The sequence below is a fragment of the Microbacterium sp. 2RAF4 genome, from assembly GCF_052115285.1.
GTDB classification, from domain to species: domain Bacteria; phylum Actinomycetota; class Actinomycetes; order Actinomycetales; family Microbacteriaceae; genus Microbacterium; species Microbacterium oxydans.
In genome coordinates, this window is record NZ_JBFRGI010000005.1 from 297,881 (window position 1) to 323,257 (window position 25,377).

Consider the following 25,377-nt stretch of genomic DNA (forward strand, 5'->3'; position numbering starts at 1 on the left):
TCGCTCATTACCAATCGGTCTGGTTTGACTTACCAACCGGTCGAGATTGGTGTACTGTCATGCCAGAACCGCATCGCCCGAAGATGTGCGGTGAATCGAAAGGACTGTCATGACAGAGCTGTCATCCGCCGCCAACGCGGCCGCGGTGGGCACCACGGGATTCAAGGCCCCAGGGACCACGCCGCTCAAGACCCCGCGCGGTTACACCCCCGGCCTCGCCGCGGTGAACTTCGGTGTCTTCCTGGCGCTTCTCACCCCGGTGATGGTGTCCATGGCGTTCAAGATCCAGCACATCGACCCCGTCAACACCGAGGGAAGCCTCGGACTCGTGATGGGCGTCGGTGCGATCTTCGCCCTCGTGGCGAACCCTCTCGTCGGCAGGCTCTCCGACCGCACGACCTCGCGCTGGGGCATGCGTCGTCCGTGGATCCTCGGCGGCGCCGTCGTCGGCCTCGGCGGGTTCTTCCTCATCGGCTCCGCGAACTCCGTCTGGATGGTCCTGCTCGCCTGGTGCCTCGTGCAGACCGCCATGAACGCCGTGCTCGCGGCGGCGAACGCGACCCTGCCCGACCAGGTACCGGTCACGAGCCGCGGCAAGGTGTCCGGCATCATCGGCATCACCACCCCGATCGGCATCCTCGCAGGCAGCTTCCTGGTGAACTTCCTGCCCGGTGACTTCGAGCGCTTCGTCGTGCCTGGCGTGATCGCGCTGATCCTGGTGATCGTATTCGTCCTGATCCTGAAGGACCGCCGCCTCACCGAGAAGCCCGCCGAGAAGTTCACGATCGGGATGTTCTTCGGCTCGTTCGTGTTCAACCCGCGCAAGCACCCCGACTTCGGCTGGACCTGGCTCACCAAGTTCTTCGTGATGTTCGGCTATGCCGGCATCGCCACCTTCCTGCCGCTGTACCTCGTCACCAAGTTCGGCCTCGACGAGCAGGGCGCGGTGGGCGTCATCCTCGCGGCCAACCTCGCCTCGATGGCGGCGATGGCGATCTCCTCCCCGCTCGGCGGCTTCCTCTCCGACAAGATCGGCAAGCGCCGTCCCTTCGTCGCCGTCGCCGGCGTGATCATGGTGGTCGGTCTGGTCATCCTCGCCATCGCCCCCGATATCACGACCGTCATCATCGCCCAGGCCATCATCGGTCTCGGGGCCGGGTCGTTCCTCTCGGTCGACCTCGCCCTCGCGACCGAGGTGCTGCCCAACCCGGACGACGTGGCGAAGGACCTCGGTGTGCTGAACATCGCCAACGCCCTGCCGCAGTCGATCGCCCCTGCCATCGCGCCGGGCATCATCGCCATCGGGGCGGCGACGCCGCTGGGCGGCTACACCACGTGGTACCTGTTCGGTGCGGTCGTCGCGCTGGCCGGTGCCGTGCTCGTCTACCGCATCAAGGGAGTCAAGTGACCATGACAGAGACCACCATCGCGCGCCCCTGGCTCGACACCGACCTCTCGGTCGACGAGCGGGTGCAGCTGCTGCTCGACGCCATGACCATCGAGGAGAAGGCAGGGCTCTTCTTCCACACCATGATCGCGATCGGCGACCTCGAGGAACCCAACCCGGTGTTCGCGACGCCGTCGGCCCGCGAGTTCCTCGAGTCCAAGCAGATGACGCACTTCAACCTGCTGGGTGCCGCGCCCACCGGTCGGGAGATCGCCGCGTGGCAGAACGCCCTGCAGCGGCTCGCGGCGACCACGCGCCTCGGCATCCCGGTGACGCTCTCGACCGACCCCCGGCACTCGTTCAGCGAGAACCCGGGAGCGTCGATCCTGGCCGGGCCCTTCTCGCAGTGGCCGGAGACCCTCGGTCTCGCGGCCACCCGAGACGAGGAGCTCGTCGAGCGCTTCGCCGACATCGCCCGTCAGGAGTACACGGCCGTCGGTCTGCGCGTGGCACTGCACCCGCAGGTCGATCTCGCGACGGAGCCGCGCTGGGCGCGCCAGACGGCGACGTTCGGCGAGGACGCCGAGCTGTCGGGAAAGCTCGGCGCGGCGTACATCCGCGGATTCCAGGGGGAGTCCTTCGGGCCGGGCTCGGTATCGACGATGACGAAGCACTTCCCCGGCGGCGGCCCGCAGAAGGACGGCGAGGATCCGCACTTCCCGTACGGCCGCGAGCAGGTCTATCCTGGCGGCGAGTTCGAGCTTCACCTGAAGCCGTTCGAAGACGCGCTCGCCGCGGGCACCCGGCAGATGATGCCGTACTACGGGATGCCCGTCGGCACGGAGTACGAGGAGGTGGGTTTCGGCTTCAACAAGTCGGTGATCACGGGTCTGCTCCGCGAACGCTACGGCTTCGACGGTCTGGTGTGCACCGACTGGGGCCTGATCAGCGACTCCGAGATCTTCGGGCAGCCGTTCCCGGCACGTGCCTGGGGCGTGGAAGACCTCACGCCTCGCGAGCGGATGAAGAAGGTGCTCGATGCGGGCGCCGATCAGTTCGGCGGTGAGGCGAATCCGGAGCTGCTGCTCGAGCTCATCGCCGACGGCGAGATCACCGAGGCTCGGCTGGACATCTCGGCACGACGCATCCTGCGCGAGAAGTTCGAGCTCGGACTGTTCGAGAACCCTTACGTCGACGAGGACGCCGCCGACGAGATCGTGGGTCGTGCCGACTTCCGTGCCGCGGGGGAGGACGCCCAGCGCGCGTCGATCACGGTGCTCGCGAACGACGGCGCGCTGCCCTTCGCCCGCGGGCTGAAACTCTATGTCGAGGGCATCGACGTCGCCGTGGCTGAAAAGTTCGCAGACGTCGTCGAGACGCCGGGGGAAGCCGATCTGGCGATCATCCGGCTGCAGGCTCCGTTCGAGGAGCGCGCGACCATGTTCGAGAACTTCTTCCATGCCGGTTCCCTCGACTTCCCGGATGACGTGATCGCGCACGTCGGCGAGGTCGCGGCCGCCGTGCCGACCGTCGTCGACGTGCTCGCCGACCGCCCGCCGATCCTGACGCCGCTCGCCGAGGTGGCGGCTGCGATCACGGTGAACTGGGGTGCTTCCGGGCCGGCGCTGCTGGACGTGCTCAGCGGTGCGTTCCCCGCGCAGGGTCGACTGCCCTTCGACCTGCCGCGATCGATGGCGGCTGTCGTGGCCTCGCGTCCCGACGTTCCGTTCGACACGGCCGACCCGTTGTTCCGCTTCGGGCACGGGCTCGCGCTGTAACACCGAGCGCATTCGCGAAACGCCTCGCAGGCTCCGGCCGCGGGGCGTTTCGTGCTGCTTTCGAGCCCTCGATCGCGGGTTCGATGTCGGCCGATGGCGAAGTGTCTCGGACGATGACGATGGCTGAAAAGTTCTCTGGACGAATGCTGGACAACGCGTCCCGTATCCCGTAGAACTGTCCTCAACATCGCTCGGCCGACTGACGTCGACCCGTGGGGGGGCCATGTGACGCGGAAGATCGCATCACACGGGAGTAGCGAATGGAATTGCAGGAGAGGACTCTGCGGCGACGCAGAGCAGCAGGAGGAAGCATCGCCGGCGTCACCGTCGGCGCGGTGATCCTCGCAAGTGCACTGGTGCCGACAGCGGCGAATGCACTGGACGCGGCGAATCCGAACGATCCGTCGGTCGCGCAGGGGCAGATCATCCAGCTGCCGGCCGCGCTGCTCGGCGGACTCGACATCGCCGCGCTCGGTCACACGCTGACGAGCAACCCGGCCGCCCCTGGCTCGGAGCTCGGCGGGCTGAACGTCGGATTGCTCGAGGCGCTCAACATCGACGTGGGCACCCTCAACGTGCCGCTGCTGACCGACGGCACCACGCCGGGTCTGCTGCGGCTCGGCGATCTGGGCGCTGCGCAGAGCTTCAGCTCCTCGCCGACGCAGACACAGTCGATCGCGTCGTCTGGCACGATCACCGCAGGCGGCGCCATCGACACCGGTGCGGTCGACGGCAGCGTGAACCCGGGCACCCTCGAGCTCACCGACCTCTTCGACCAGCTCGCCGTGGCCGGTCTGACCGACGCGGTCCTGGACCAGGCCTCCATCGGCATCGGTGCTCTCGCGTCGCGCGCCGAGTCGAACGCGGGGACGGTCACGTCCGAGTACCGCATCGCCGACCTGAACCTCGATCTGCACAGCAACCTGGTCGCCGGGCTCTCCGGTACCCTCGCCTCCGCGATTCAGGGCACCGTCACTCCCGTGAGCAACCTCGCCGGTCCCGGCGGGGCGCTGACCGCCCTCACCACCACGATCGTGAACACGATCAACGCGATCCCGGACGTCCCGCTCCTCGCGGCCTTCACCGCGACAGGAGGCACCGTCTCGATCGCGGGGCTCGACACGGTCGGGCAGACCGTGACGACGCAGGTGCTGCAGACCCCTCTCGAGAACACGACCGGTTCGGTTCTCGTCGACCTGAGCACCGGCACGGTCTCGGTCGATCTCGCCAAGATCCTCGTCGAGACGGGCGCGGGGGCGAACCTCAACACACTGCCGGCGAACACCCCGGTGCTCTCCGCCACGACGATCTCCGCCATCCAGCAGGGGATCACCTCCGCGCTCACGGGCACGCACCCGAACAGCCTGAACGGCAAGGTCTCCACGATCCTGAAGTCGACGCTCGACGCCCTCCAGGTGACGATCACGGTCGGCGTCGATCTCACCGTGCCGCTCACCGGAACGCCGCTCGTGTCGGGCGACGTCACGGTCCAGGGTTCGCTGGCGCAGTTCGCCGGCACCGCCACTCCGGTTCCCGCGGTCACGACCGACATCACCCTCGCCGGCCTCAACATCGGGGTGCTTCTGAACCCGGTGATCGCGACGGTGACGAATGCGGTCGCCACGACGACGGGTCCGCTCGTGAACACCGCGTTGAACAGCGTGATCCCGCTCGTGCAGCCGGCGCTCGCCGCACTCACGGGTCCCGTGCTCACGACGCTCGATCCCGTGCTCCAGGGTGTGTTGTCGAACGTCGCGACCATCACCATCAACGAGCAGCCGGCGACGGGAGACATCCCGGGCGGCAGCTTCACGGTGCGCGCGCTCGGAGTGAACCTGCTCCCGGCCGTCGGCGGTGGGGTCGCTCTCGACCTCGGCTCCTCGACGGTCAAGGCTGCCGCGGCAGCCGTCGCAGCGATCGACGCGGCTCCGACCGTCCAGGCGGGGACGAACCTGCCCGTGACCGGCTCCGGCTGGCCCGCGAACACGCAGGTCTCCGTGCAGGTCACAGCGCCCGGTGGCGGGATCGTCAGCGACCCGGTTCCTGTGACGACGGACGGCAACGGCGCGTTCACCGTGAACTACTTCGTTCCCAACGTGACGGTGCCGGGCACCGGATACACGGTCACCGCGACGGCAGGTGCCGTCTCGGCGACGGATACGACCGAGGTCACGGCCGCGGCGACGGTCGATGCCGCCCCCGCAGTGCAGGCGGGGACGGATCTCGCGGTCTCCGGTGCCAACTGGCCGGCGAACACCCAGGTCTCGGTGCAGCTGTCGGCTCCGGCCTCCGGCCCGAACGTGGGCGGCCCCGTACTGGTCACCACCGACGGTTCCGGCACCTTCACGGTCGCCTACCCGGTTCCGGCCGGCACTCCCGCGGCCACCGGTTACACGGTGACGGCATCGGTGGGCACGCAGACGGCGACCGACACCACCGAGGTGACGGACGCGCCCGTGGCCGCCGTCGATGCCGCACCCACCGTGCAGGCGGGCACCAGTCTTCCGGTCACGGGTTCGAACTGGCCAGGGAACACCCAGGTGTCCGTGCAGCTGACAGCTCCGGGCGGCGGCGCGGACGTCGGCGGCCCTGTCACGGCGACCACGAACGCCTCGGGTGACTTCACGCTCGACTACCCGGTTCCCGCTTCTGCGGCTCCGGGCGCGGCGTACACCGTCACGGCGACCGCAGGTGCCGTCACAGCGATCGACACGACGGAGGTCACGGCCGCCGCGGCTGTCGATGCCGCTGATACGGTGCAGGCGGGCACGAGCCTTCCGGTGACCGGCACGAACTGGCCAGCGAGCACGCAGGTCTCGGTGCAGCTGACGGCTCCCGGTGGCGGGAACGTGGGCGGCCCGGTGACGGCGACGACCGACGCGTCCGGCGGTTTCACGCTCGACTATCCGGTGCCGGCTTCGGCCACGCCCGGTGCGGGCTACACGGTGACGGCGACCGTCGGCACCCAGACGGCGACCGACACCACGGAGGTCACGGCCGCCGCGGCTGTCGATGCCGCTGACACGGTGCAGGCGGGCACGAGCCTTCCGGTGACCGGCACGAACTGGCCAGCGAGCACGCAGGTCTCGGTGCAGCTGACGGCTCCCGGTGGCGGCAACGTCGGCGGTCCGGTGACGGCCACGACCGACGCGTCCGGCGGTTTCACGCTCGACTATCCGGTGCCGGCTTCGGCCACGCCCGGTGCGGGGTACACGGTGACGGCGACCGTCGGCACCCAGACCGCGACCGATACGACCACCGTGACCGCGGCGGCCACGGTGGACGCGGCGGCGACGGTGCAGGCAGGCGATGATCTGCCCGTCACCGGAGCGAACTGGCCGGCGAGCACGCAGGTCTCGGTGCAGCTGACCGCACCCGGCGGCGCGGCCGTCGGCACCCCGCGCACGGCCACGACCGGCGCGCTCGGCGGCTTCGCACTCGACTACCCGGTTCCGGCAGGGACCCCGGCAGGCACCGGCTACACAGTCACGGCCTCGGTCGGTGCGCAGACGGCGACGGACACGACGGAGGTCACCGCGGCTCCCGTCGTGGTCGACGCGGCCGCCCAGGTTCCGGCAGGCAGCAACCTCGCCGTGACCGGCTCCGGCTGGCCCGTGAGCTCCTCGGTCACCCTGCAGCTGACCGCTCCGGGCGGAGGCGCGAACGTCGGCGGTCCGGTGACCGCGACGACCGATGCTTCGGGATCCTTCACCGCGAACTATCCCGTACCGCTCGGCACGAGCCCCGGAGCCGGACACACGCTGACCGCCACTGCGGGCGCCGTGACCGCGACGGACACCACAGAGGTGACGGCGCCCGGCGGTCCCTCCGATGTCAACACCAACGCAGCCGCGTCGGCGTCGGCCTCGGCGGACGCGACCGCGGACGGCGATCCGTCGGCTCAGGCCGCCGCGGAGGCGGCTGCTCTGGCCGATGCCACCTCGTCCGCGTCGGCAGCCGCGACCGCTGACGCGACCGCGGCCGCCGAGGCTGCGGCGACGGCGACGGCATCGACGACAGCGTCGACCGACGCGACATCGACCGCCAACGCCTCCGCGGCCGTCGCCGCCCAGGCCGCGGCGCTGGCTGATGCCTCGAGCAACGCGAACGCCGCAGCCTCGGCGGCAGCGGAAGCGAACTCCGCGGCCTCGTCGGAATCCGCAGCGACCTCCGACTCGTCCACCGACGCATCCTCGGAGGCCTCGACCAACGCGAACGCGGCTGCCTCGTCATCCGCTTCGGCGAACGCCGACGCCACCACCGCGGCCGTCGCGGAAGCGTCCGCACAGGCGGCGGCCTTCGCGGATGCGACGGCGCAGGGCTCGGCGGCGGCCGACCCGGCAGCGGACGCCGCATCGGAGTCGGCGGCGACGGCGACCTCGTCCACGGCGGCGACAGCTGACGCCACCTCGGCGGCGAACGCCGGCGCGGCCATCGCGGCCCAGGCGGCAGCCCTCGCCGACGCCACGACGAACACGGCGGCGGACGCCACCGCGACGTCGGATGCGAGCACGAGCGCGGCGGCGAACGCGAGCGCGGCGGCGATCGCGAACGCCTCGACCGATGCCTCGTCGGACGCGGTCGCCTCGGCCGACGCGTCGGCGGAGATCAACACCAACGCCTCCGCGTCGGCAGCGGCTTCCGCGCAGGCTGACGACGACAGCAACGCCTCGGCTGAGGCCGCGGCAGTGGCTGCGGCACTCGCGGACGCGACCAGCCAGGCATCCGCTGCGGCCGACGTGTCGGCCAACGCAGCGGCTCAGGCGGCGGCGACCACCGATGCCTCCACCGATGCCTCCACCACGGCCACCACGGCGGCGAACGCCTCCGCGGCTGCGGCGGCTCAGGCGGCGGCGCAGAACGACGCGACCTCGACGAGCGCGGCGGATGCCTCGGCTGCGGCCGATGCGGACCCGAACGCCTCTGCGGCCGCAGCGGCCAACGCGTCCTCGTCGGCGACGGCATCGGCATCGGCTGCGGCCGACGCCTCGGCCGAAGCCACCGCGGAGGCGTCCGCATCCGCCACCGCTAGCGCTTCGGCGGACGCGGCAGCCGACCCGACGGGGAACATCGCGATCGCGCTCCGGTCCCCGGTCCTGGAACGCGGACAGCAGCAGATTGCCGTCGGCACGGGCTTCAAGCCCGGGGAGAGGGTCACCGGCGTGATGGCCTCCGATCCGGTCGCGCTGGGCAGCCAGGTCGCGAACGCGCAGGGAACGGTCACCTTCACCTGGACCGTGCCCACCGCCACCGACCTCGGACCGCACACCGTGACACTGACCGGGGCGACCTCGGGCAGCGTATCGGCCTCGTTCCAGGTGGTGGCCTCGGGTCTGGCCACGACGGGTGGACAGGTGCAGGGCGGATGGATCGCCCTGGCCGCACTGCTCCTCGTCCTCGGCCTGGGGACGATGAGACTCGCGACATCCCGACGGCGACTGATCCGTACGGAGTGATCGCGATGCAGGAACGCTGAGTGGTCGGGACCGTTTCCCCACGGCGGTCCCGACCCCTCGGCGGTAGGGAGGGAAGTGAATGAGCACCAGACTCGAGTCCGCACCGCACTCCGACGCGGCAGGTTCCGACGCGGTCGAGCCGGAACCCTCGGCCGCCGTGCGGCCACGGCCGACGTGGTGGGTGAAGCTCATCGCCTTCGCGGCCTGCCTCCTGACGCTGTGGCACATCGGCGCGTCTTTCCTGTGGATCGCGCCCTACTCCGCGCTGCGGGAGATCCCCACCCAGCAGGTCCTCGCCGGGTACATGCTGCCGATGTTCGGTCAGTCCTGGAGCGTGTTCGCACCGGAGCCCATCAACGGCGACTACCACTTCAACGTCCGCGCCCTCATCGAGAAGGACGGTGAACAGGTCGAGACCGGATGGGTCAGCGCCACCGACGTGGAGCTCTCGATGATCCGATACAACCTCTTCCCTCCGCGGGCCGGCATCCAGTCGAGTGAGGTGGCGAGCGGACAGATGAACGCCTACAACAAGCTGAACGCCGACCAGCAGGCCGTCATCGGCCTGGACTTCATGAAGGACGACTGGGAGGAGTGGATGGTGCGCTCCTTCGACGAACTGCAGGGTGAAGACAACCCGTCGACCGAGGCCTACATGGCCGAGGAGCACCTCTCGACCGCGTACGCGACCCAGGTGGCCTACGCGATCTGGGGAGCGGATGCGGTGGTCGCGGTGCAGTACCGCGTGAGCCGCCAGAACGTGGTCCCCTACAAGGACCGCAACGACCCCGGCGCGCAGCGCCCCGACCCGACGTTCTCGACGACCGGATGGCGTCTGCCCATAGAAGAGGAAGGACAGAGTCGCGAGAACTTCGCGAACACCTTCCGCGGCCAGTTCGAGAGGATCCAGCCGTGAGCGCGCCGGTCAAGACCGCGGACCGCCGGAAGGACGCGAAGAAGAAGGACTCCGCACCGCGGAGCACCATCACCGCTCCGGCCCCGGCGTCTGCGCCGCCCGCCCCTCCTCGCGAACCCGCCACTGCCCCGGCTCCGGCTCCGGCGAGCACCGTGCCGCCACGGTCTTTCGTCACGCGGCTGCTGACCTTCGTGTCGTCGATGATCGGCGGTCTCTGGTCGATGGTGCTGTCGGCCATCGACCGCATCTCGGCGTTCGTCGGCGACTGGCTCTTCCACGGGAAGAAGGCGCTCTACGGACTCGCGGTCACGCGCATCCTCTTCGGACTCACCGCAATCGGCCTGCTGATCTCGAACTTCGGCACCCGGCTCTACACGTTCGGGTCGGGGTCGGCCTGGAACGGCGAACTCGCGGAGCCGGCGAGCGAGTTCCCCAAGATCTGGGTGTTCAGTGCGTTCCATGCCGCGATGGGCAACGATGCGCTCTACACGGCGCTCTACCTTCTGCTCGGAGTGCTCGCCGTGCTGTTCGTGCTCGGGTGGCGCTTCCGGATCGTGCTGCCGATCTTCTTCTGCCTCTGGGTCGGGTTCATCGAGGCGAACGACATGGTGGGCGATCAGGGCGACAACATGTTCCGCATCGCGCTGCTGCTACTGTTCTTCGCCGACCCGGCGGCGCGCTGGTCGCTGGATGCCCGGCGTCGGGCGAAGTCGGGGGAGTGGTTCGCCCCGAGCAGCCAGCCGGCGCTGCTGGGAACCATGTTCCACAACCTGGCGCTCGTGGCTCTCACGGCGCAGGTCTGCTTCGTCTACGCCTCCGGTGCCCTGTACAAGGCGGGCGGCGCGCCGTGGGAAGAGGGGTACGCGGTCTACAACCCGCTGCAGACCGCCCGGTTCGGCACCTGGCCGGTGCTGAGCGACCTCGTCACGACATGGGGGCCGATGGTCACCGTCGCCAGTTGGGGTTCGATCATCCTCCAGGTGGCCTTCCCGCTCATGCTGCTCACCCGTCCGACGCGGTTGATCGGACTGCTGGGCATCCTGTCCTTCCACATCGGCATCGCCGTGCTCATGGGGCTGCCGTGGTTCTCGCTGACGATGATCGCGATCGATGCGATCTTCATCCGCGACCGCACGTGGGCGCGGTTGAGCGCAGGGACGAAGCGGCGGTGGCGGGAGGCAGGAGCGCCACCGCCTACCGTGCCGGCAGATGCGCTGCCGGCCCGGACTGTGGTCTGACGACAAGCCGACGGGGAGATGTCCCCGCGGCGCATTGGAGGAAGTGGACAGGGCAGTAGGACTCCCGTTGTGGCAGACCTACCATGGCAGTATTCCCACTTCCCTCCGAGAGGAACGCTCATGGTCGACGCCGCCGTCCGTCCGAAGACGACTCGCACCTCCCCCGACATCGCTGACGCCAACCCGCGCCTTGATGTCGCCCGCGTCAACGACGCCCTGATGGGCACGTGGGGCGACGTGCGTCGTCAGGCCCGCGAGATGATCAAGGACTCGGCGTTCTGGCGCAAGGACGAGCTCGGCAAGGACGAGCACCGCGAGCGCGTGCTCAGCCAGCTGCACCTGCTGGTCGAGAACAAGGCCGTGCATCGCGCGTTCCCGAAGTCGCTCGGCGGCGAGGAGAACAACGGCGCGAACATCGCGGGCTTCGAGGAGCTCGTGGTGGCCGACCCCAGCCTGCAGATCAAGTCGGGTGTGCAGTGGGGTCTCTTCGGATCGGCGATCCTGCAGCTGGGCACGGAGGAGCACCACGCGAAGTGGCTCCCCGGAGTGATGGACCTCTCGATCCCCGGTGCCTTCGCGATGACCGAGATCGGCCACGGCTCCGACGTCGCTGCCGTCGGCACCACGGCCACGTACGACCCGGAGGCGGAGGAGTTCGTCATCAACACCCCGTTCCGCGGCGCGACGAAGGAGTACCTCGGAAACGCCGCACTGCACGGCGTCGCGGCGACCGTCTTCGCGCAGCTGATCACGAACGGCGTGAACCACGGCGTGCACTGCTTCTATGTGCCGCTGCGCGGTGAGGACGGGGTGGATCTGCCCGGTATCGGCCGCGAGGACGACGGTCTCAAGGGCGGACTCAACGGCATCGACAACGGGCGCCTCTCCTTCGATCATGTGCGCATCCCGCGGACCAACCTGCTCAACCGCTACGGCGACGTCGCGGCTGACGGCACCTACTCCAGCGCGATCGACAGCCCTGGCCGCCGATTCTTCACGATGCTCGGCACTCTGGTGCAGGGGCGGGTATCCCTCGACGGCGCTGCCTCCTGGGCCTCGGCCCTCGGTCTGCACATCGCGATCACCTATGCCACACAGCGCCGCCAGTTCGACGGGGCTGATGGGCAGGAGGTGGTGCTCATGGACTACGGCAAGCACCAGCGCCGTCTGCTGCCGCGCCTGGCCACCACCTACGCGCAGATCTTCGCGCACGACGAGTTCCTGCAGAAGTTCGACGGCGTCTTCTCCGGCCGGACCGACACCCCGGCGGACCGGGAAGACCTGGAGACCTTGGCGGCCGCCCTCAAGCCGCTGTCGACGTGGCATGCGCTCGACACCCTGCAGGAGGCCCGTGAGGCCACCGGCGGTGCGGGCTTCATGTTCGAGAACCGTCTGGTCGGGCTTCGCGCCGATCTCGACATCTACGTCACCTTCGAGGGCGACAACAACGTGCTGCTCCAGCTCGTCGGCAAGCGGCTGCTGACCGACTACGCGAAGCAGTTCCAGGGCAAGGATGCGGCGGCCCTCGCCAAGTTCGCCGTGGGCATGACCGCGGGCAAGCTGTTCCACGGTGCCGGTCTGCGTCAGCTCGGTCAGGCGGTCTCCGACTTCGGGCAGGTGAGCCGTTCGGTCGAGCGGGGCCTGCGCGAGGAGCAGCAGCACGATCTGCTCGCCGGACGCGTGCAGCAGATGGTGGCCGACATCGCCTCGCGCCTCCGTCCCGGAGCGAAGGACAAGGCGCTCGGCGCTCGCCTGTTCAACGAGAACCAGGCCGAGCTCATCGAGGCCGCCCGTGCGCACGGAGAGCTGCTGCAGTGGGAGGCGTTCACCGACGCCGTGCACCAGATCGACGACGAGGACACCAAGAAGGTGCTCACCTGGCTGCGCGACCTGTTCGGCCTGCAGCTCATCGAGAAGCACCTCGCCTGGCATCTGATCCACGGACGCCTGTCGATGCAGCGCGGCGCGGCGGTGTCGAGCTACATCGACCGCCTGTGCGCCCGTCTGCGCCCGTACTCCCTCGACCTCGTGAACGCGTTCGGCTACGAGCCCGAGCACGTGCGCGCTCCCATCGCGAGCGGCCTGGAGAAGCAGCGGCAGGACGAGGCCCGTGCGTACTACGCCGACCTCGAGGCGAGCGGCAAGGCCCCGATCCAGGAGAAGGCGCTCAAGAAGAAGCAGCGCTGACCCGCCCGCGGTTCGCTACCCGAGATCGACGCCGCGCGCGGTGGCGAGGGCGTGGAGCTTCTCCGCCGCATCGGTCTCGACGCACACACAGGCCTGCAGCCCCGCCTCCTCTTCGTCCCGGAGCAGGTAGTAGCTGTCCGTGTCGGTCAACTGCGCGCCGCCCGCGTCGAAGAACAGCCACCGCACGCGCACGAGCACGAGGCGCTCGGAGAGGTCGCGTCGCTCAAGGAGCTCGAATCCGACGGAGGCCAGCCCGAGCCGCTGATAGATCGGGTATGACTGCCGCAGACCGACGACCATGGCCTCGCGGGAGTCGAGCACTCCGGACGATCGGTCGTTCACGATCATCCCCGGCGTCGACCACAGCCCTGCCGCGGTCTCGGCGTCGAACGCGGTCAGGCTGTCGGCATAGCGGGTGAGGTACGCGGAGATCGTGTCGTCGGAGGCGGTCATGGCGCGAGCCTAGAGGTCGCCGCACGGCGCACGCCCGGCCTTGACAATCGCCGATTCGCGCGGCACGGCTGATTCTCCTCCCGCGCTGGGTAGTCTCGGCAGGTACCCGATCCGAGGAGTCCGAGATGCCTGCCGTGAACGCCTATGCCGCACCCCGTGAAGCAGCCCCGCTGGAGAAGACCGTCATCCAGCGACGCGAACTCGGCCCGCTCGACGTGCTGATCGACATCGCCTTCGCCGGGATCTGCCACTCGGACATCCACACCGTCCGCGGCGATTGGGGCCCACAGCAGTATCCGCTCGCTCCCGGGCACGAGATCACGGGCACGGTCGCTGCGGTCGGTGAGGGCGTCACCCGGTATGCGGTCGGCGATCGTGTCGGCGTCGGATGCCTGGTGAACTCCTGCGGCGAGTGCCGCAACTGTCTGCGCGGCGAAGAGCAGTTCTGCACCCAGGGGGCCGTGCTCACCTACGGCGGCATCGATCGCGACGGCACCGTCACCCAGGGCGGCTACTCCGAGCAGGTGGTCGTGACCGAGGCGTTCGTCCTGCGCATCCCCGACGCTCTGCCCCTGGACGTCGCCGCACCGCTGCTGTGCGCGGGCATCACGACCTATTCGCCGCTGCGGCACTGGAACGTCGGACCCGGCACACGCGTCGCGGTCGTCGGTCTCGGCGGCCTCGGGCACATGGGAGTGCAGATCGCCCACGCGCTCGGCGCGGAGGTGACCGTGCTCTCGCAGACCCTGAGCAAGAAGGACGACGGTCTGCGGCTCGGTGCCGACCACTATCGCGCCACCAGCGACCGGGAGACCTTCCGCGAGCTGCGCTCATCCTTCGATGTGATCCTCAACACCGTGAGCGCCGTGATCGATCTGCGCTCCTACCTGAGCCTGCTCGACGTCGGCGGAGCCATGGTGTGCGTCGGCGCTCCCGGCGAACCCCTCGAGGTGGGCGTGATGTCGCTCATCGGCGGCCGACGCTCGCTCGCCGGCAGCAACATCGGCGGTATCCGCGAGACGCAGGAGATGCTCGACTTCTGTGCCGAGCACGGCATCGCGGCAGAGATCGAGATCATCCCCGCCTCCGACATCAACACCGCCTACGAGCGCGTGCTGGCCTCCGACGTGCGGTACCGGTTCGTGATCGACGCCGCCACGTTCGCCTGAGCGCTCGTCGACCGCCGCGGTGGCGGAAGACATCGGGTTCGGGAAGACATCAGTGTCGGTCGCCGCGGATAGCCTGAGCGGATGATCTCTCTTCTCACGGGCCCCGACGCCCGCGACCGCTGCGCCTGGGTGGGCGACGACGACGAATACCGCCGCTACCACGACGAGGAGTGGGGCACGCCGTTGCACGGCGACCGCGCGCTGTTCGAGAAGATGGCGCTCGAGGGGTTCCAGGCCGGGCTCTCCTGGATCACGATCCTGCGCAAGCGTCCGCGGTTCCGAGAGGTGTTCGAGGGGTTCGAGCCCGAGATCGTCTCGGAGTTCGACGAGTCCGACGTCGAACGTCTGATGGGCGATGCCGGCATCATCCGCAACCGCGCGAAGATCGAGGCGACCATCGGCAACGCCCGCATCGTCCGTGGCATGGCCGAGGGGGAGTTCGACGAGCTGATGTGGTCGTTCGCTCCGGCGGCGTCGGGCACCCGGCCGGCATCCTTCGCGGATGTCCCCGCCGTCACCGCCGAATCGACGGCTCTGAGCAAAGAGCTGCGTCGTCGCGGGTTCCGTTTCGTCGGGCCGACCACCATGTACGCCCTGATGCAGTCGGGTGGGATGGTCGACGACCACATCGCGGGGTGCTGGCGGGCGTGACGCCCAGCGGGCCGATGTTCAGTGCCCGGCAGCCTCCCGGGTGAGCGCGGAGCGCGCGTCGGAGGTGTTCTCGACGGCGAACGTGGCCATTGTCGGCAGGTACCGGTCGTCCGCCACCTCGACGAGGGAACCGTCGGCCGCCCATCCCGTTCGTCGCACCCGCAGCAGCGGTGTGGACGCGGTCACCGCCAGCGCCGCCGCATCGATCTCGTCCGCAGGTACCGCGTCGAAGACATGACGTGCACGAACGGGCGCCAGGCCCTGCTCCTGCATCGCCTGGTAGATGCTCCCCGCATCGAGGTCCGCGGCGAGCAGCAGTCTGCCGACGGGGAGCGGGAACGCCGAGCGTTCGAGCATCGCCGGTTCGTCGTCGAGCAGCCGCAGCCGTACGATCTCCACGATCGCGGTACCCGTCTCGACTCCGAGGTCATCGGCGATCGCTTCCGAGGCGGGCCGGCGTGCGGCCTCGAGCACGCGTTGGCCAGGGCGTCGTCCGATCGAACGCGCCCAGTCCGTGAACGAGACGAAGGTCTGGAACGACTGCGTGGGCACGATTCGGCGCACCCGAGGCGGCGCGCCTCTCCCGCCGTCGACAGCGCCTTCCGCTCGCAGCGTCGCGAGCGCCTGCCTGATCGGTCCACGAGAGGTCCCGAACTCGGCGATCAGGGAGTGCTCGCTCGGCACACGTTCGCCCTCCGGCCATTCGCCGCTTCTGATGCGATCGAGCATCCGCTCGTAGAGCTGCTCGTGCAGAGGTCTGTGCATTCTCTTTTGTGCTCCTGTTGTCGTGACTTCTGGTCCCCGCGGCGACCGCGACATGTTCACTCTGACGCACATCGGTGAACAATCGGGGAATATCCGTAGAAAAAGTTATCATGACTACTTTCGCTCCCCATGCTCGGAAGAGACGGAATCCCCCTGCCTCGGCCGACATGAGCGGTCGACCAACCCCTAGGAAGAGACATGAGAACCAGACGCGGAATCGGCGCCCTCGCCGTGACGTGCGCCCTCACGCTGCTCGTCGGCGCAGCGGCGACGCCCGCCTTCGCTGCAGCCCCGCCGCTGACCGAAGGCTTCACCGACGCGACGGCTTCGCAGCCCCCTGCCGGATGGTCGATCGACAACACCAACGTGACCGGTATGCGGGCGGACTGGCAGGGCTGGTCGTTCCACACCTCGGCCGAGGTCGTGTCGACCTGGGGGAACAGCGGCGATCGCGGCTCCTTCACACGTGCGGACGGTGTGACCGCGGTCGTGCACTCCGACTCCAACCGCCCGACGGAAGGGCGCTTCAGCTCGGTGCTGTGGGCACCGGCCGTCGACCTGCAGAGTCAGGACGGGGCGGTGCGGGTGCGCTTCGACAGTCACTACAAGCAGGGGCAGGCGCCGCAGAACGCGCAACTCGTCGCTCGCTTCGACGACGCAGCGCCGGTGGTGGTCGAGTCGTTCACCCGGAACCGTCTCGATGAGCTGGTCGACGTCTCGATCCCGGTGCCGGCGGGGACCGATGCCGTCACGGTGGGCTGGTCGTATGCCGAGAGCAGCAACAACTGGTTCTGGATGATCGACGACGTGCAGATCAGCGAGGCACCGCCGGTCGATGCGACACCGCGCATCCTCTCCGCCGCGAAGCCCGTCGCCAGAGCCGGCGCGACGGTTCCGGTGAAGGTCGGCGGTCTCCGCCCCGGCCAGCAGCTGACCGCATCGTTCGGCGATGCCGGGGCGCCGGTTCCCGGCATCCCGGTCGCAGACGCCGCGGGGGAGACGTCGTTCTCGGTCGCGCTGCCCGCTGACCTCGCGCCCGGCTCCGTGGCGCTGTCTCTCGGTGGCGCCGGCATCGTATCGACCTCGCTCGTGATCACCGTGCTCGCCGCCGACGATCCGGACTCCTCGACCACCGAGCAGCTGCTCTGGTTCGACGGCTTCGAGAAGGACACCTGGACGAGGGAGGGGACGTGGACGCTGTCGACCCTCGACAGTGTGATCACCCAGTACGGCACCGATCGTCGACACGCGTTCACCCGTGCTTCGGGGCGGATCGCCGTGGCGGAGGCGACGAGCGGGGCATTCTCCGGCGCCATCGCCTCCACTCCGATCGCCGTGAAGGCGGGGGATGCGCTGGAGGTGCGCCTCGACAGCCACTACCGCAAGCGGGGCGGCACCCAGCGTGGCACCGCGACGGCCGTGTTCGACGAGGGAACAGAGACCGTGCTGCGCGAGCTCTCCGATGTCGACGAGGAGTCAGCGCAGCTCCGGCTGCCGGTCACGGTGCCGGCGGGTGCCTCCGCGATGACCCTGCGGTTCGTCTTCGATGCCCCCGGCGCCGCGGGATCGTGGATGCTCGACGACGTGCAGGTGGTGCGTCCGCTCGCGGCACTCGCCGAAGGGGTCGAGGCGAACGCCGTGGTCGACATCTTCAGCGATGTGCAGGGGGCGACGACGCGACTGAGCCAGAACGTGCTGCCGGGATTCCGCTCGATGGCGCAGACGGCGGACGTGCTCGTGTCCAACGGCGACCTGGTCAGCAACGGATCGACCGCGAACTACACCTCCTACCTGTCGGCGCTCGCGGCGGGTGGTGGTGGAGACTATGGCACGGTCGTCTCGACGATCGGCAATCACGAGTACTACGGCAACGAGGGATCGGCGGCGTACCAGGAGCGCTTCCTCGATTCGACGGGGATGCGCGACATCGGTGGACAGGGTGGGCTGTGGGGTGAGGTGCTCGTGGACGGTCAGCTTCCGCTGATCTGGATCGGCAGCGAGTTCTACGACTACACGGCGAAGACCGGCGCAGGTCCGTTCGTCGACTTCAGCGAGGAGCAGTTCACCTGGCTGCGTGATCGGCTCGCCCACTGGCGCGCCCAGGACCAGCCGGTGCTGCTCTTCTCCCACCACCTGCTGCCGTACTCGGTCTCCGGATCGTACGCGCGGTTCTACGAGAACGACTTCGGTCAAGAGGAGGCCCGGTTCGCCGCCCTCCTCGCACAGAACCCGAACGTCATCATGTTCAACAGCCACACGCACTGGTCGCCGACGCTGAACGACTGGAGCACGGAACTGCGGACGGATCCGACGCGCGCCAGCGGCCCCACGGTCGTGAACACCGGAGCCGTCACCACGATGTATGGACCGAGCGGGGACTGGGAGGAGAAGGCCGTCGGCGGCGCCGACCCCGTCGGGCTGCGCGCCGCACTGTACGACGACCGCGTGCGCGTCACGGTGTACTCCTTCTCCACGGCCGGAGCGTCGGAGATCAAGCACGTCGACATCCCGCGTCCCACCGACGCCCCGGTGGATCCGGTCGATCCCGTCGACCCGGTGGATCCGGTCGATCCCGTCGACCCGGTGGACCCGGTGGACCCAGTCGATCCCGTGGACCCGGCTGTGGCGCTGAGCGCGCAGACAGTCGCTGCCGGTGGCCGGGTCACGATCTCCGGAACCGGATTCCCCGAGACTGCGGAGCTCGCGATCGAGCTGCGTTCCACACCGGTGCGGGTGGGCGTCGCGACCACCGATGCCGGCGGGTCGTTCCGCACCGCTGTCACGATCCCCGCGAAGACGCCGGCCGGTGCGCACACAATGGCGGTGATCCTCCCCGACGGGACCGAGGTGACCGCGCCGATCACGGTCACCCGTGCGGGGGACGGCTCCGGCGGCGTCGCGCCGGGAACGGGGACGGGCACAGCCCCCGGTTCCGGCTCCGGCGGCGGAGCGGATGCGTCGTCCACGGGCGGTGACCTCGCCACGACGGGCGGTGCACCCGGCTGGTACCTCCTCGGCGGCGCTCTGCTGCTTCTGAGCCTCGGCGGCGCGCTCGTCGTCCGACGGCGTCGGGGTCGCGGCTGACGCACGCGCCCTCATGCTCCATCGGCGGGGCGGCTTCGAGGTCTTCTCGACGTCGCCCCGCTCGATGGGCAAAACTCCCCATCGAGCGGTATTCCAGGACGCAGTTAGGATGAACGGGTGCTTCGTGGGCCCGTCGGGTCGCGATCGAGGAGAACAGAGAGTGTCACCCTGGGGGGGGAACCGGGAATGAAGGCGTTGTCATGGATGCGCGCACGACCGAAGACGCTGGCGTCAGCGGCCGGTGTCACCGTGGGCGTGATCGCCATCACCACGATGGCCTTCACCTATGAGGGGTTCCCGACCACCAAGGTCGATCTGAACGACGGCGGCGTCTGGATCACCAAGACGTCGAGCCTTCTCGTGGGGCACTTCAACCACGAGTCGACGGTGCTCGACGGCGGACTGCGCACCACGGGTGAGAACTACGACATCCTGCAGGACACGAACAACATCCTGGTCGTCGACGAGAACGCCTCGACACTGACCGCCGTCGATCCTGCACGCGTCTCGCTCGGCGACTCCGCGAAGGTCCCCTCCTCCGCGAAGGTCGCGCTGGGCAACCGCACGGCTGCGATCCTCGATCAGAAGACCGGCGAGCTCTGGGTCGTGCCGGCGCAGGGCGTCGCGTCCTTCGAGGCCGAGGTCAACGAGCCGGTCGCCGAGCTGGGCGCTGGCGCCGATGTCGCCGTGGCCAAAGACGGCACCGTCTTCGGACTCGCCCCGGAGCGCGGCGAGGTCGTCACCGTCCCCGTCGACAACGAGGGGGAGGCGCTCGACGCCTCCGCCGCCTCGGTCGGCGAACTCGACGCCTCCGCGAAGCCCGCGATCACCGCCGTGGGTCGCACCCCGGTCGTGCTGGACCGGGCTGCCGGCGTCGTGACCTCCCCAGGCGGGGTCCGCACCGAGATCCCCGGCGCGGACAAGGCTGTTCTGCAGCAGGCCTCGGAGAACACCGACGCGGTGGCGGTCTCGACCGCGAGCGCACTGGTGAGTGTTCCGCTCGACGGCGGCGAGCCCACAGAGGTCGAGGCGGGCGGCAACGGCGTGCCGGCGGCGCCGGTGTGGCTGCGCGGCTGCACCTACGGCGCATGGGCAGGAACGGCCACGTTCATCCGGGAATGCCCGGGGTCGGCGAACGACGTCAACGCGAACGTCGACGGCGCCGAGGATTCGAAGAGCCTCGTGTTCCGCGTCAACCGCGACGTCATCATCCTCAACGACGCGGTGGGCGGAGCGGCCTGGCTGGCGAACGAGAGCCTGCAGCGCGTCGACAACTGGAACGACCTCACCCCGCCGGAGGGCGAGACCGAGAACGAGGACGACTCGACCGAGGAGACCGTCGAGACGACGCTCCCCGAGCGCAAGGAGGAGAACACTCCTCCGATCGCCGAGGATGACACGTTCGGTGTGCGCCCCGGCGTGACGACGATGCTTCCCGTGCTCGACAACGACAACGATCCCGACGGCGACGTCCTGGTCGCGACCCTCGCCGAGGCCCAGCCCGCCCTCGGCACGATCCAGCAGGTGCAGAACGGCGGATCTCTGCAGATCGCGGTCGACGAGGACGCGACCGGATCGACCACCTTCACGTACGAGGCCGATGACGGTCGCGGCGGCAAGGACACCGCGGCGGTCACGCTGACCGTCTACGACAAGAGCGTGAACACCGCTCCCGTGCCCAAGCGGCACACCAGTCTCACCGTGGAGACCGGCGGAACGATCTCGTACAACATCCTCCCTGACTGGATCGACCCGGAGGGCGACGACGTCTACCTCAAGGACGTCGTCCCCGCGCCAGGCGACGAGGTCGACTTCAGCACCGACGGCCAGATCACGTACAAGGCGACCGCGAGCCAGCAGGGACGCAAGGACGTGCAGGTCACGGTAGCCGATGGATATGGGGAGAGCGCCACCGCGACGGTGACCCTCGATGTGCGGCCCGAGGGGTCGACCAAACCCAAGACCAATGCCGACCACGTCGTGACGCGCGTCGGCGAGCAGGTCACCGTGGCGCCGCTGGCCAACGACACCAGTTCGGGGCGCGAGCTGCTGCGACTCGGCCGCGTGAACGAGGTTCCCGGCGCGACCATCGTCACGGACGGGCCGAACAAGACCTTCTCCTTCACCGCTGATGCTCCCGGCACCTACTACGTGCTGTACCTCGCGACTGCCGGCCCCGAGAACGGCGAGGGGATCGTGCGCGTCGACGTGCTCGAGGCGAGCGAGACGGATCTGCCTCCGGTCGCCGTGCGCGATGTGGCGCTGCTGCCGACGGGCGGCGATGTGCTCATCGGCGTGCTCGCGAACGACGTCGACCCTGCCGGCGGCATCCTCGTGGTGCAGTCCGTCTCGATCGACGACGACTCGGGCATCTCCGTGTCGGTCATCAACCACGAGACCCTCCGCATCACCGATCAGGGCTCGCTCACCGACCAGGCGCGCATCAAGTACCGCATCTCCAACGGCTCCAAGTCGGCGGAGGGCGAGGTGGTGGTGATCCCGATCCCCGCGCCGGACAAGCTCCTGCAGCCCGTCGTGAACGACGACACGGCGATCGTGCGTGCGGGCGATGTCGTCACGATCCCGGTGCTCGACAACGACACGCACCCGAACGACGACGTCATGCACGTCGTTCCCGAGCTGGTCGAGCCGCTGGTCGACCCGGAGGACGGAGAGGCGTTCGTCTCGCAGGACACGATCCGCTTCAAGGCCGGACCCGTCGCGAAGACCGTGTACCTGACCTACGAGGCGGTCGATTCGCGCCAGCAGAAGGACGCAGGCTACGTCACGATCCAGATCCTTCCGGTCGACGAGGAGACGAACGCCGCTCCGCGCCCGCAGGATCTGGTGGCCCGCGTGCTCGCCGGATCGACCGCGAACATCGCCGTCCCTCTCGACGGCATCGACGCCGACGGCGACTCGGTCGAGCTGATCGACATCGCTTCCAGCCCGCAGAAGGGGCGCATCACCGAGACGGCGCAGAACTACTTCACGTACGAGGCGTTCGACGACTCCTCCGGTGTCGATGTGTTCCGCTACCGCGTGCGCGACCGCCTCGGCAAGGAGGGCATCGCCACGATCCGGGTGGGCATCGCGCCGGGCGAGCAGATCAACCAGAAGCCGTTCGCGGTGAAGGATGCCGTGGTCGTGCGGCCGGGTCGCGAGATCTCGGTGCCGGTGATGCTGAACGACTCCGACCCCGAGGGCGACAAGATCAGTCTCGTGAAGGACGGCCTCGAGGTTCCGACCGAGACGGGCATCACGGCCCGTGTCTCGGGTGATCGGGTGCTGGTGCAGGCGCCGAATCGCGAGCTCGAGACGTCGCTGCAGTACACGATCCGCGACGCGAGGGGCGCCGAGGCGACCGCGGCGCTGCAGATCACCGTCGACGAGGACGTCCCGCTGCAGGCGCCCGTCGCCCGTGACGACCGGGTGCGGCCGACGGACCTCACCGACGGCACGATGAGCGCCGATCTCGACATCCTCAAGAACGACGAGGACCCGGACGGCACCACCGATCGCCTGAAGCTCGTGCTCGGAGAAGGCGCGACCCAGCTGGAGAACGGCAAGGTGCGGGTCACCGTCACCGAGCAGCTGCAGCTCATCCGCTACACGATCACCGATCAGGACGATCTGGCCGCATCCGCGTTCATCTTCGTGCCGGCCGAATCCGACCTGCGGCCGATCCTGGACTCGACCAAGCCGCTCGAGGTCATGAGCGGCGAGACCAGGGAGATCCCGCTCTCGAAGTTCGTCACCGTCGCAGGCGGGGGGACCGCGCGGATCACCGAGCATGCCAAGGTGAGCGCCGTGAACGCCAACGGCGACGACCTCGTGAAGGACGAGACCACCCTGGTGTACACCTCGGCCGAGGGCTACTTCGGGCAGGACTCGCTCACGTTCGAGGTCACCGACGGCACGGGGCCGGACGACCCCGAGGGCCGCACGGCGACGCTGAGCATCCCGATCAACGTGCTGCCCCCGGAGAACCAGCAGCCGGTGTTCACGGGAGCAGAGGTCATCGTCGCTCCGGGCGAGAAGGCATCGACACTCGACCTGGCCGCGCTCACGACCGACCCCGATCCGGAGGACGAGGGCAAGCACAGGTACAAGTACGTCAGCGGCGCGGGCAAGGGCATCACGGCCAAGATCGACGGCTCGAAGCTGCTCGTCGAGGCCTCGTCCGACGTCGAGAAGGGCACGGTGTCCTCCCTGAAGCTGGAGATCACCGACGGCACGACGGAAGCCGTCGAAGGCACCGTGACCGTGCGCGTCGGCGCCTCGACCCGCCCGCTGCCCGCGGCCAACACCGACACGATCTCGGAAGCGGATCAGGGCAAGAGCATCACGGTGCCCGTGCTCGCGAACGACTACAACCCGTTCCCGGAGACCCCGCTCAAGCTGATGACCGCTGCCACGGAGTCGGGCTCCGGCGGCGCGGCCGTGAAGGGCGATCAGGTCGTCGTCACGCCCGACGCCAGCTTCGTCGGGACCATGGTCGTGCGCTACCGCATCCAGGATGCGACGAAGGACCCCGACCGCGAGGCCAACGGCCAGATCGTCGTGACCGTCCAGGGTGTGCCGGAGGCACCGGGCACCCCGCTGGTGTCGAGCGTGCAGGACCGCACCGTCGTGGTCTCCTACGGCGCACCGTCGAACAACGGCGCCGAGATCACGAAGTACACGGTGAAGTCGGTCGGCGGCAGCCCGTACTCGAAGGAATGCCGCTCGACCACGTGCACCCTCGACGGCCTCACCAACAACGTGGAGTACACCTTCCAGGTGACCGCGACCAACCGGGTGGGCGAGTCGAAGCCGTCGGGCACGTCGGCGGTCGCCCGTCCGGACGCTCGTCCCGACACCCCGACCCCGCCGACGCTGACCTTCGGCGACAAGTCGCTCAAGGTCGCGTGGGCCACCCCGACCACTCCCGGTTCTCCGGTCGAGAGCTACACGCTGGAGATCTCGCCGGCTCCGCCGTCCGGGGTCTCGCAGAAGCAGGCCACCGGGAACTCGATGACCTGGGAGGGCCTCGAGAACGGCGGCATCTACCAGGTGCGCGTGCAGGCCCACAACCGCGCGCCCGAGCCGTCGAGCTGGAGCGGCTGGTCGGCGTCCGAGGTGCCGGCCGGCCCGCCGATGCCCGCCGCCGCCCCCACTGTCACGCAGCTGCAGGGCGTGGGCACAGAGGCGCAGATGCAGGTGAACTGGGTGCCGGGGAATGCGAACGGCGACCCGATCGACTCGTTCCAGCTGCAGGTGTGGGAGGGCGGCACGCTGCGGAACACCATCACGCCGGGTGCCGGAGCCAGGTCGCAGGCGGTGACGGTCCCGACATCGGAGACGCCGTACACGTACCGCATCCGCGCGCACAACAAGGCGGACTGGGGCGACTGGAGCCCGATGTCGGCACCGCGCCGCGGGGTGAACAAGCCGGGTGCGCCCTCGCTGTCGAACGTCGCTGAAGGCGATCGGTCGCTCACGCTCACCTGGTCTCCCGGCGCGCTCAACGGTGCGTCACGGAACGAGGTGCGGTACCAGTACTCCATCGGGGGCGACTGGGCGGCGATGCCGGGCAACAACGTCATCACCGGACTCTCGAACGGTACGAACTACAACGTGCGGGTCAGGGCGGTCTCGACGGTCGATGGCCAGACCTACGCGAGCGACGCCTCGAACCAGATGTCCGGCAACCCCTACGGCCCGTTGAGCCAGCCCTCCGTGACGGTGAACTCGAACCCGAAGAGCGTGACGTTCGGATGGAACGCGAACGTCTCGGCCAATGGACGCGGGATCAAGGTCGTGCGCATCCGGATCGACGGCGGCGGGTGGTCGCACGTCGGTGCGACCGGAAGCACCACCGTGGGCGACGGCTACAGCCAGCGCCACACGATCGATGTCGAGGTGACGGACGACGCGGGGCAGAAGATCACGCGGAGCGAAGCCGGCACGTCCGGCCCGAAGCCCAATCCGCGCGCCTGGGTCACCTCGACCGGCAACGCGAACGGCCAGCCGAACTGCAACGACGGCACCTGCGCGTACTTCTACCTGAACGCTCAGGACTTCGACCCGGGGCAGACCATCTCCGTGCAGTGCAACAACAACGACGCGACGTACGGCGGCGCGTGGGGTGGACCGTACTCGATCACCATGGACGGCAATGGCAGCTACGGCGGCCGGCTCAGCTGCTACCTCGGCAACCGTCGTGGCGTGATCGAAGCCTGGGTGATGGTCAACGGCACCGCCTTCGAGCACCGTGTCTGGCAATGACCCGTCTCCCATCCCCGCTGTGA

General features: G+C 69.1%; 12 protein-coding genes. 10 read left to right on the forward strand and 2 right to left on the reverse strand.

What is annotated here, in order from left to right; genetic code table 11:
- The first annotated feature begins 109 nt into the window (after positions 1-109).
- The 6 genes from AB4070_RS18390 to AB4070_RS18415 all read left to right on the forward strand — a co-directional run bounded on the left by AB4070_RS18390 (position 110) and on the right by AB4070_RS18415 (position 12,962).
- Positions 110-1,408, forward strand: a complete 1,299-nt coding sequence (locus AB4070_RS18390) for an MFS transporter (protein ID WP_441981373.1) — start codon at positions 110-112, stop codon at positions 1,406-1,408.
- A gap of 2 nt (positions 1,409-1,410) precedes the next feature.
- Positions 1,411-3,165 (forward strand): glycoside hydrolase family 3 protein, encoded by a 1,755-nt coding sequence (locus tag AB4070_RS18395; protein WP_441981374.1) that lies wholly within the window; start codon positions 1,411-1,413, stop codon positions 3,163-3,165.
- Positions 3,166-3,425: 260 nt separating this feature from the next.
- Entirely contained in the window at positions 3,426-8,621 is a 5,196-nt protein-coding gene (locus tag AB4070_RS18400; RefSeq protein ID WP_441981375.1) for a choice-of-anchor G family protein, read from the forward strand.
- Positions 8,622-8,700: 79 nt separating this feature from the next.
- Positions 8,701-9,537: a DUF5819 family protein gene (locus AB4070_RS18405; protein WP_141370569.1), complete on the forward strand. Its 837-nt coding sequence runs from the start codon at positions 8,701-8,703 to the stop codon at positions 9,535-9,537.
- Positions 9,534-10,775 (forward strand): HTTM domain-containing protein, encoded by a 1,242-nt coding sequence (locus AB4070_RS18410; RefSeq protein ID WP_441981376.1) that lies wholly within the window; start codon positions 9,534-9,536, stop codon positions 10,773-10,775. The genes AB4070_RS18405 and AB4070_RS18410 overlap by 4 nt, the downstream gene beginning before the upstream one ends.
- Before the next feature lie 120 nt (positions 10,776-10,895).
- Entirely contained in the window at positions 10,896-12,962 is a 2,067-nt protein-coding gene (locus AB4070_RS18415; RefSeq protein WP_441981377.1) for an acyl-CoA dehydrogenase family protein, read from the forward strand.
- 15 nt (positions 12,963-12,977) lie between these two features.
- Here AB4070_RS18415 and AB4070_RS18420 read toward each other — a convergent pair whose 3' ends face one another.
- Positions 12,978-13,415: a hypothetical protein gene (locus tag AB4070_RS18420; RefSeq protein ID WP_441981378.1), complete on the reverse strand. Its 438-nt coding sequence runs from the start codon at positions 13,413-13,415 to the stop codon at positions 12,978-12,980.
- Positions 13,416-13,540: 125 nt separating this feature from the next.
- On the opposite strand from AB4070_RS18420, the gene AB4070_RS18425 reads away from it, so the two are divergent.
- Positions 13,541-14,584 carry an NAD(P)-dependent alcohol dehydrogenase gene (locus tag AB4070_RS18425; RefSeq protein WP_441981379.1) on the forward strand — a complete coding sequence of 348 codons (1,044 nt, stop codon included), beginning with the start codon at positions 13,541-13,543 and terminating at the stop codon, positions 14,582-14,584.
- Between the two features lie 81 nt (positions 14,585-14,665).
- A complete protein-coding gene (locus AB4070_RS18430) occupies positions 14,666-15,235 on the forward strand; it encodes a DNA-3-methyladenine glycosylase I (protein ID WP_441981380.1) in 570 nt (189 codons plus the stop codon).
- A gap of 18 nt (positions 15,236-15,253) precedes the next feature.
- Here AB4070_RS18430 and AB4070_RS18435 read toward each other — a convergent pair whose 3' ends face one another.
- Positions 15,254-16,000 (reverse strand): GntR family transcriptional regulator, encoded by a 747-nt coding sequence (locus tag AB4070_RS18435; protein WP_441981381.1) that lies wholly within the window; start codon positions 15,998-16,000, stop codon positions 15,254-15,256.
- A gap of 198 nt (positions 16,001-16,198) precedes the next feature.
- On the opposite strand from AB4070_RS18435, the gene AB4070_RS18440 reads away from it, so the two are divergent.
- A complete protein-coding gene (locus AB4070_RS18440) occupies positions 16,199-19,084 on the forward strand; it encodes a metallophosphoesterase family protein (protein WP_441981382.1) in 2,886 nt (961 codons plus the stop codon).
- A 204-nt stretch (positions 19,085-19,288) separates the two neighbouring features.
- Positions 19,289-25,354 (forward strand): Ig-like domain-containing protein, encoded by a 6,066-nt coding sequence (locus AB4070_RS18445; protein ID WP_441981383.1) that lies wholly within the window; start codon positions 19,289-19,291, stop codon positions 25,352-25,354.
- Positions 25,355-25,377 lie beyond the last annotated feature (23 nt).

Bases quoted from the DNA above. Each gene is read 5' to 3' on its own strand.
- AB4070_RS18420 (WP_441981378.1), bottom strand. From the start codon at position 13,415: ATGACCGCCTCCGACGACACGATCTCCGCGTACCTCACCCGCTATGCC.
- AB4070_RS18395 (WP_441981374.1), top strand. From the start codon at position 1,411: ATGACAGAGACCACCATCGCGCGCCCCTGGCTCGACACCGACCTCTCG.
- AB4070_RS18415 (WP_441981377.1), top strand. From the start codon at position 10,896: ATGGTCGACGCCGCCGTCCGTCCGAAGACGACTCGCACCTCCCCCGAC.
- AB4070_RS18400 (WP_441981375.1), top strand. From the start codon at position 3,426: ATGGAATTGCAGGAGAGGACTCTGCGGCGACGCAGAGCAGCAGGAGGA.
- AB4070_RS18430 (WP_441981380.1), top strand. From the start codon at position 14,666: ATGATCTCTCTTCTCACGGGCCCCGACGCCCGCGACCGCTGCGCCTGG.
- AB4070_RS18445 (WP_441981383.1), top strand. From the start codon at position 19,289: ATGCGCGCACGACCGAAGACGCTGGCGTCAGCGGCCGGTGTCACCGTG.
- AB4070_RS18440 (WP_441981382.1), top strand. From the start codon at position 16,199: ATGAGAACCAGACGCGGAATCGGCGCCCTCGCCGTGACGTGCGCCCTC.
- AB4070_RS18390 (WP_441981373.1), top strand. From the start codon at position 110: ATGACAGAGCTGTCATCCGCCGCCAACGCGGCCGCGGTGGGCACCACG.
- AB4070_RS18425 (WP_441981379.1), top strand. From the start codon at position 13,541: ATGCCTGCCGTGAACGCCTATGCCGCACCCCGTGAAGCAGCCCCGCTG.
- AB4070_RS18405 (WP_141370569.1), top strand. From the start codon at position 8,701: ATGAGCACCAGACTCGAGTCCGCACCGCACTCCGACGCGGCAGGTTCC.
- AB4070_RS18435 (WP_441981381.1), bottom strand. From the start codon at position 16,000: ATGCACAGACCTCTGCACGAGCAGCTCTACGAGCGGATGCTCGATCGC.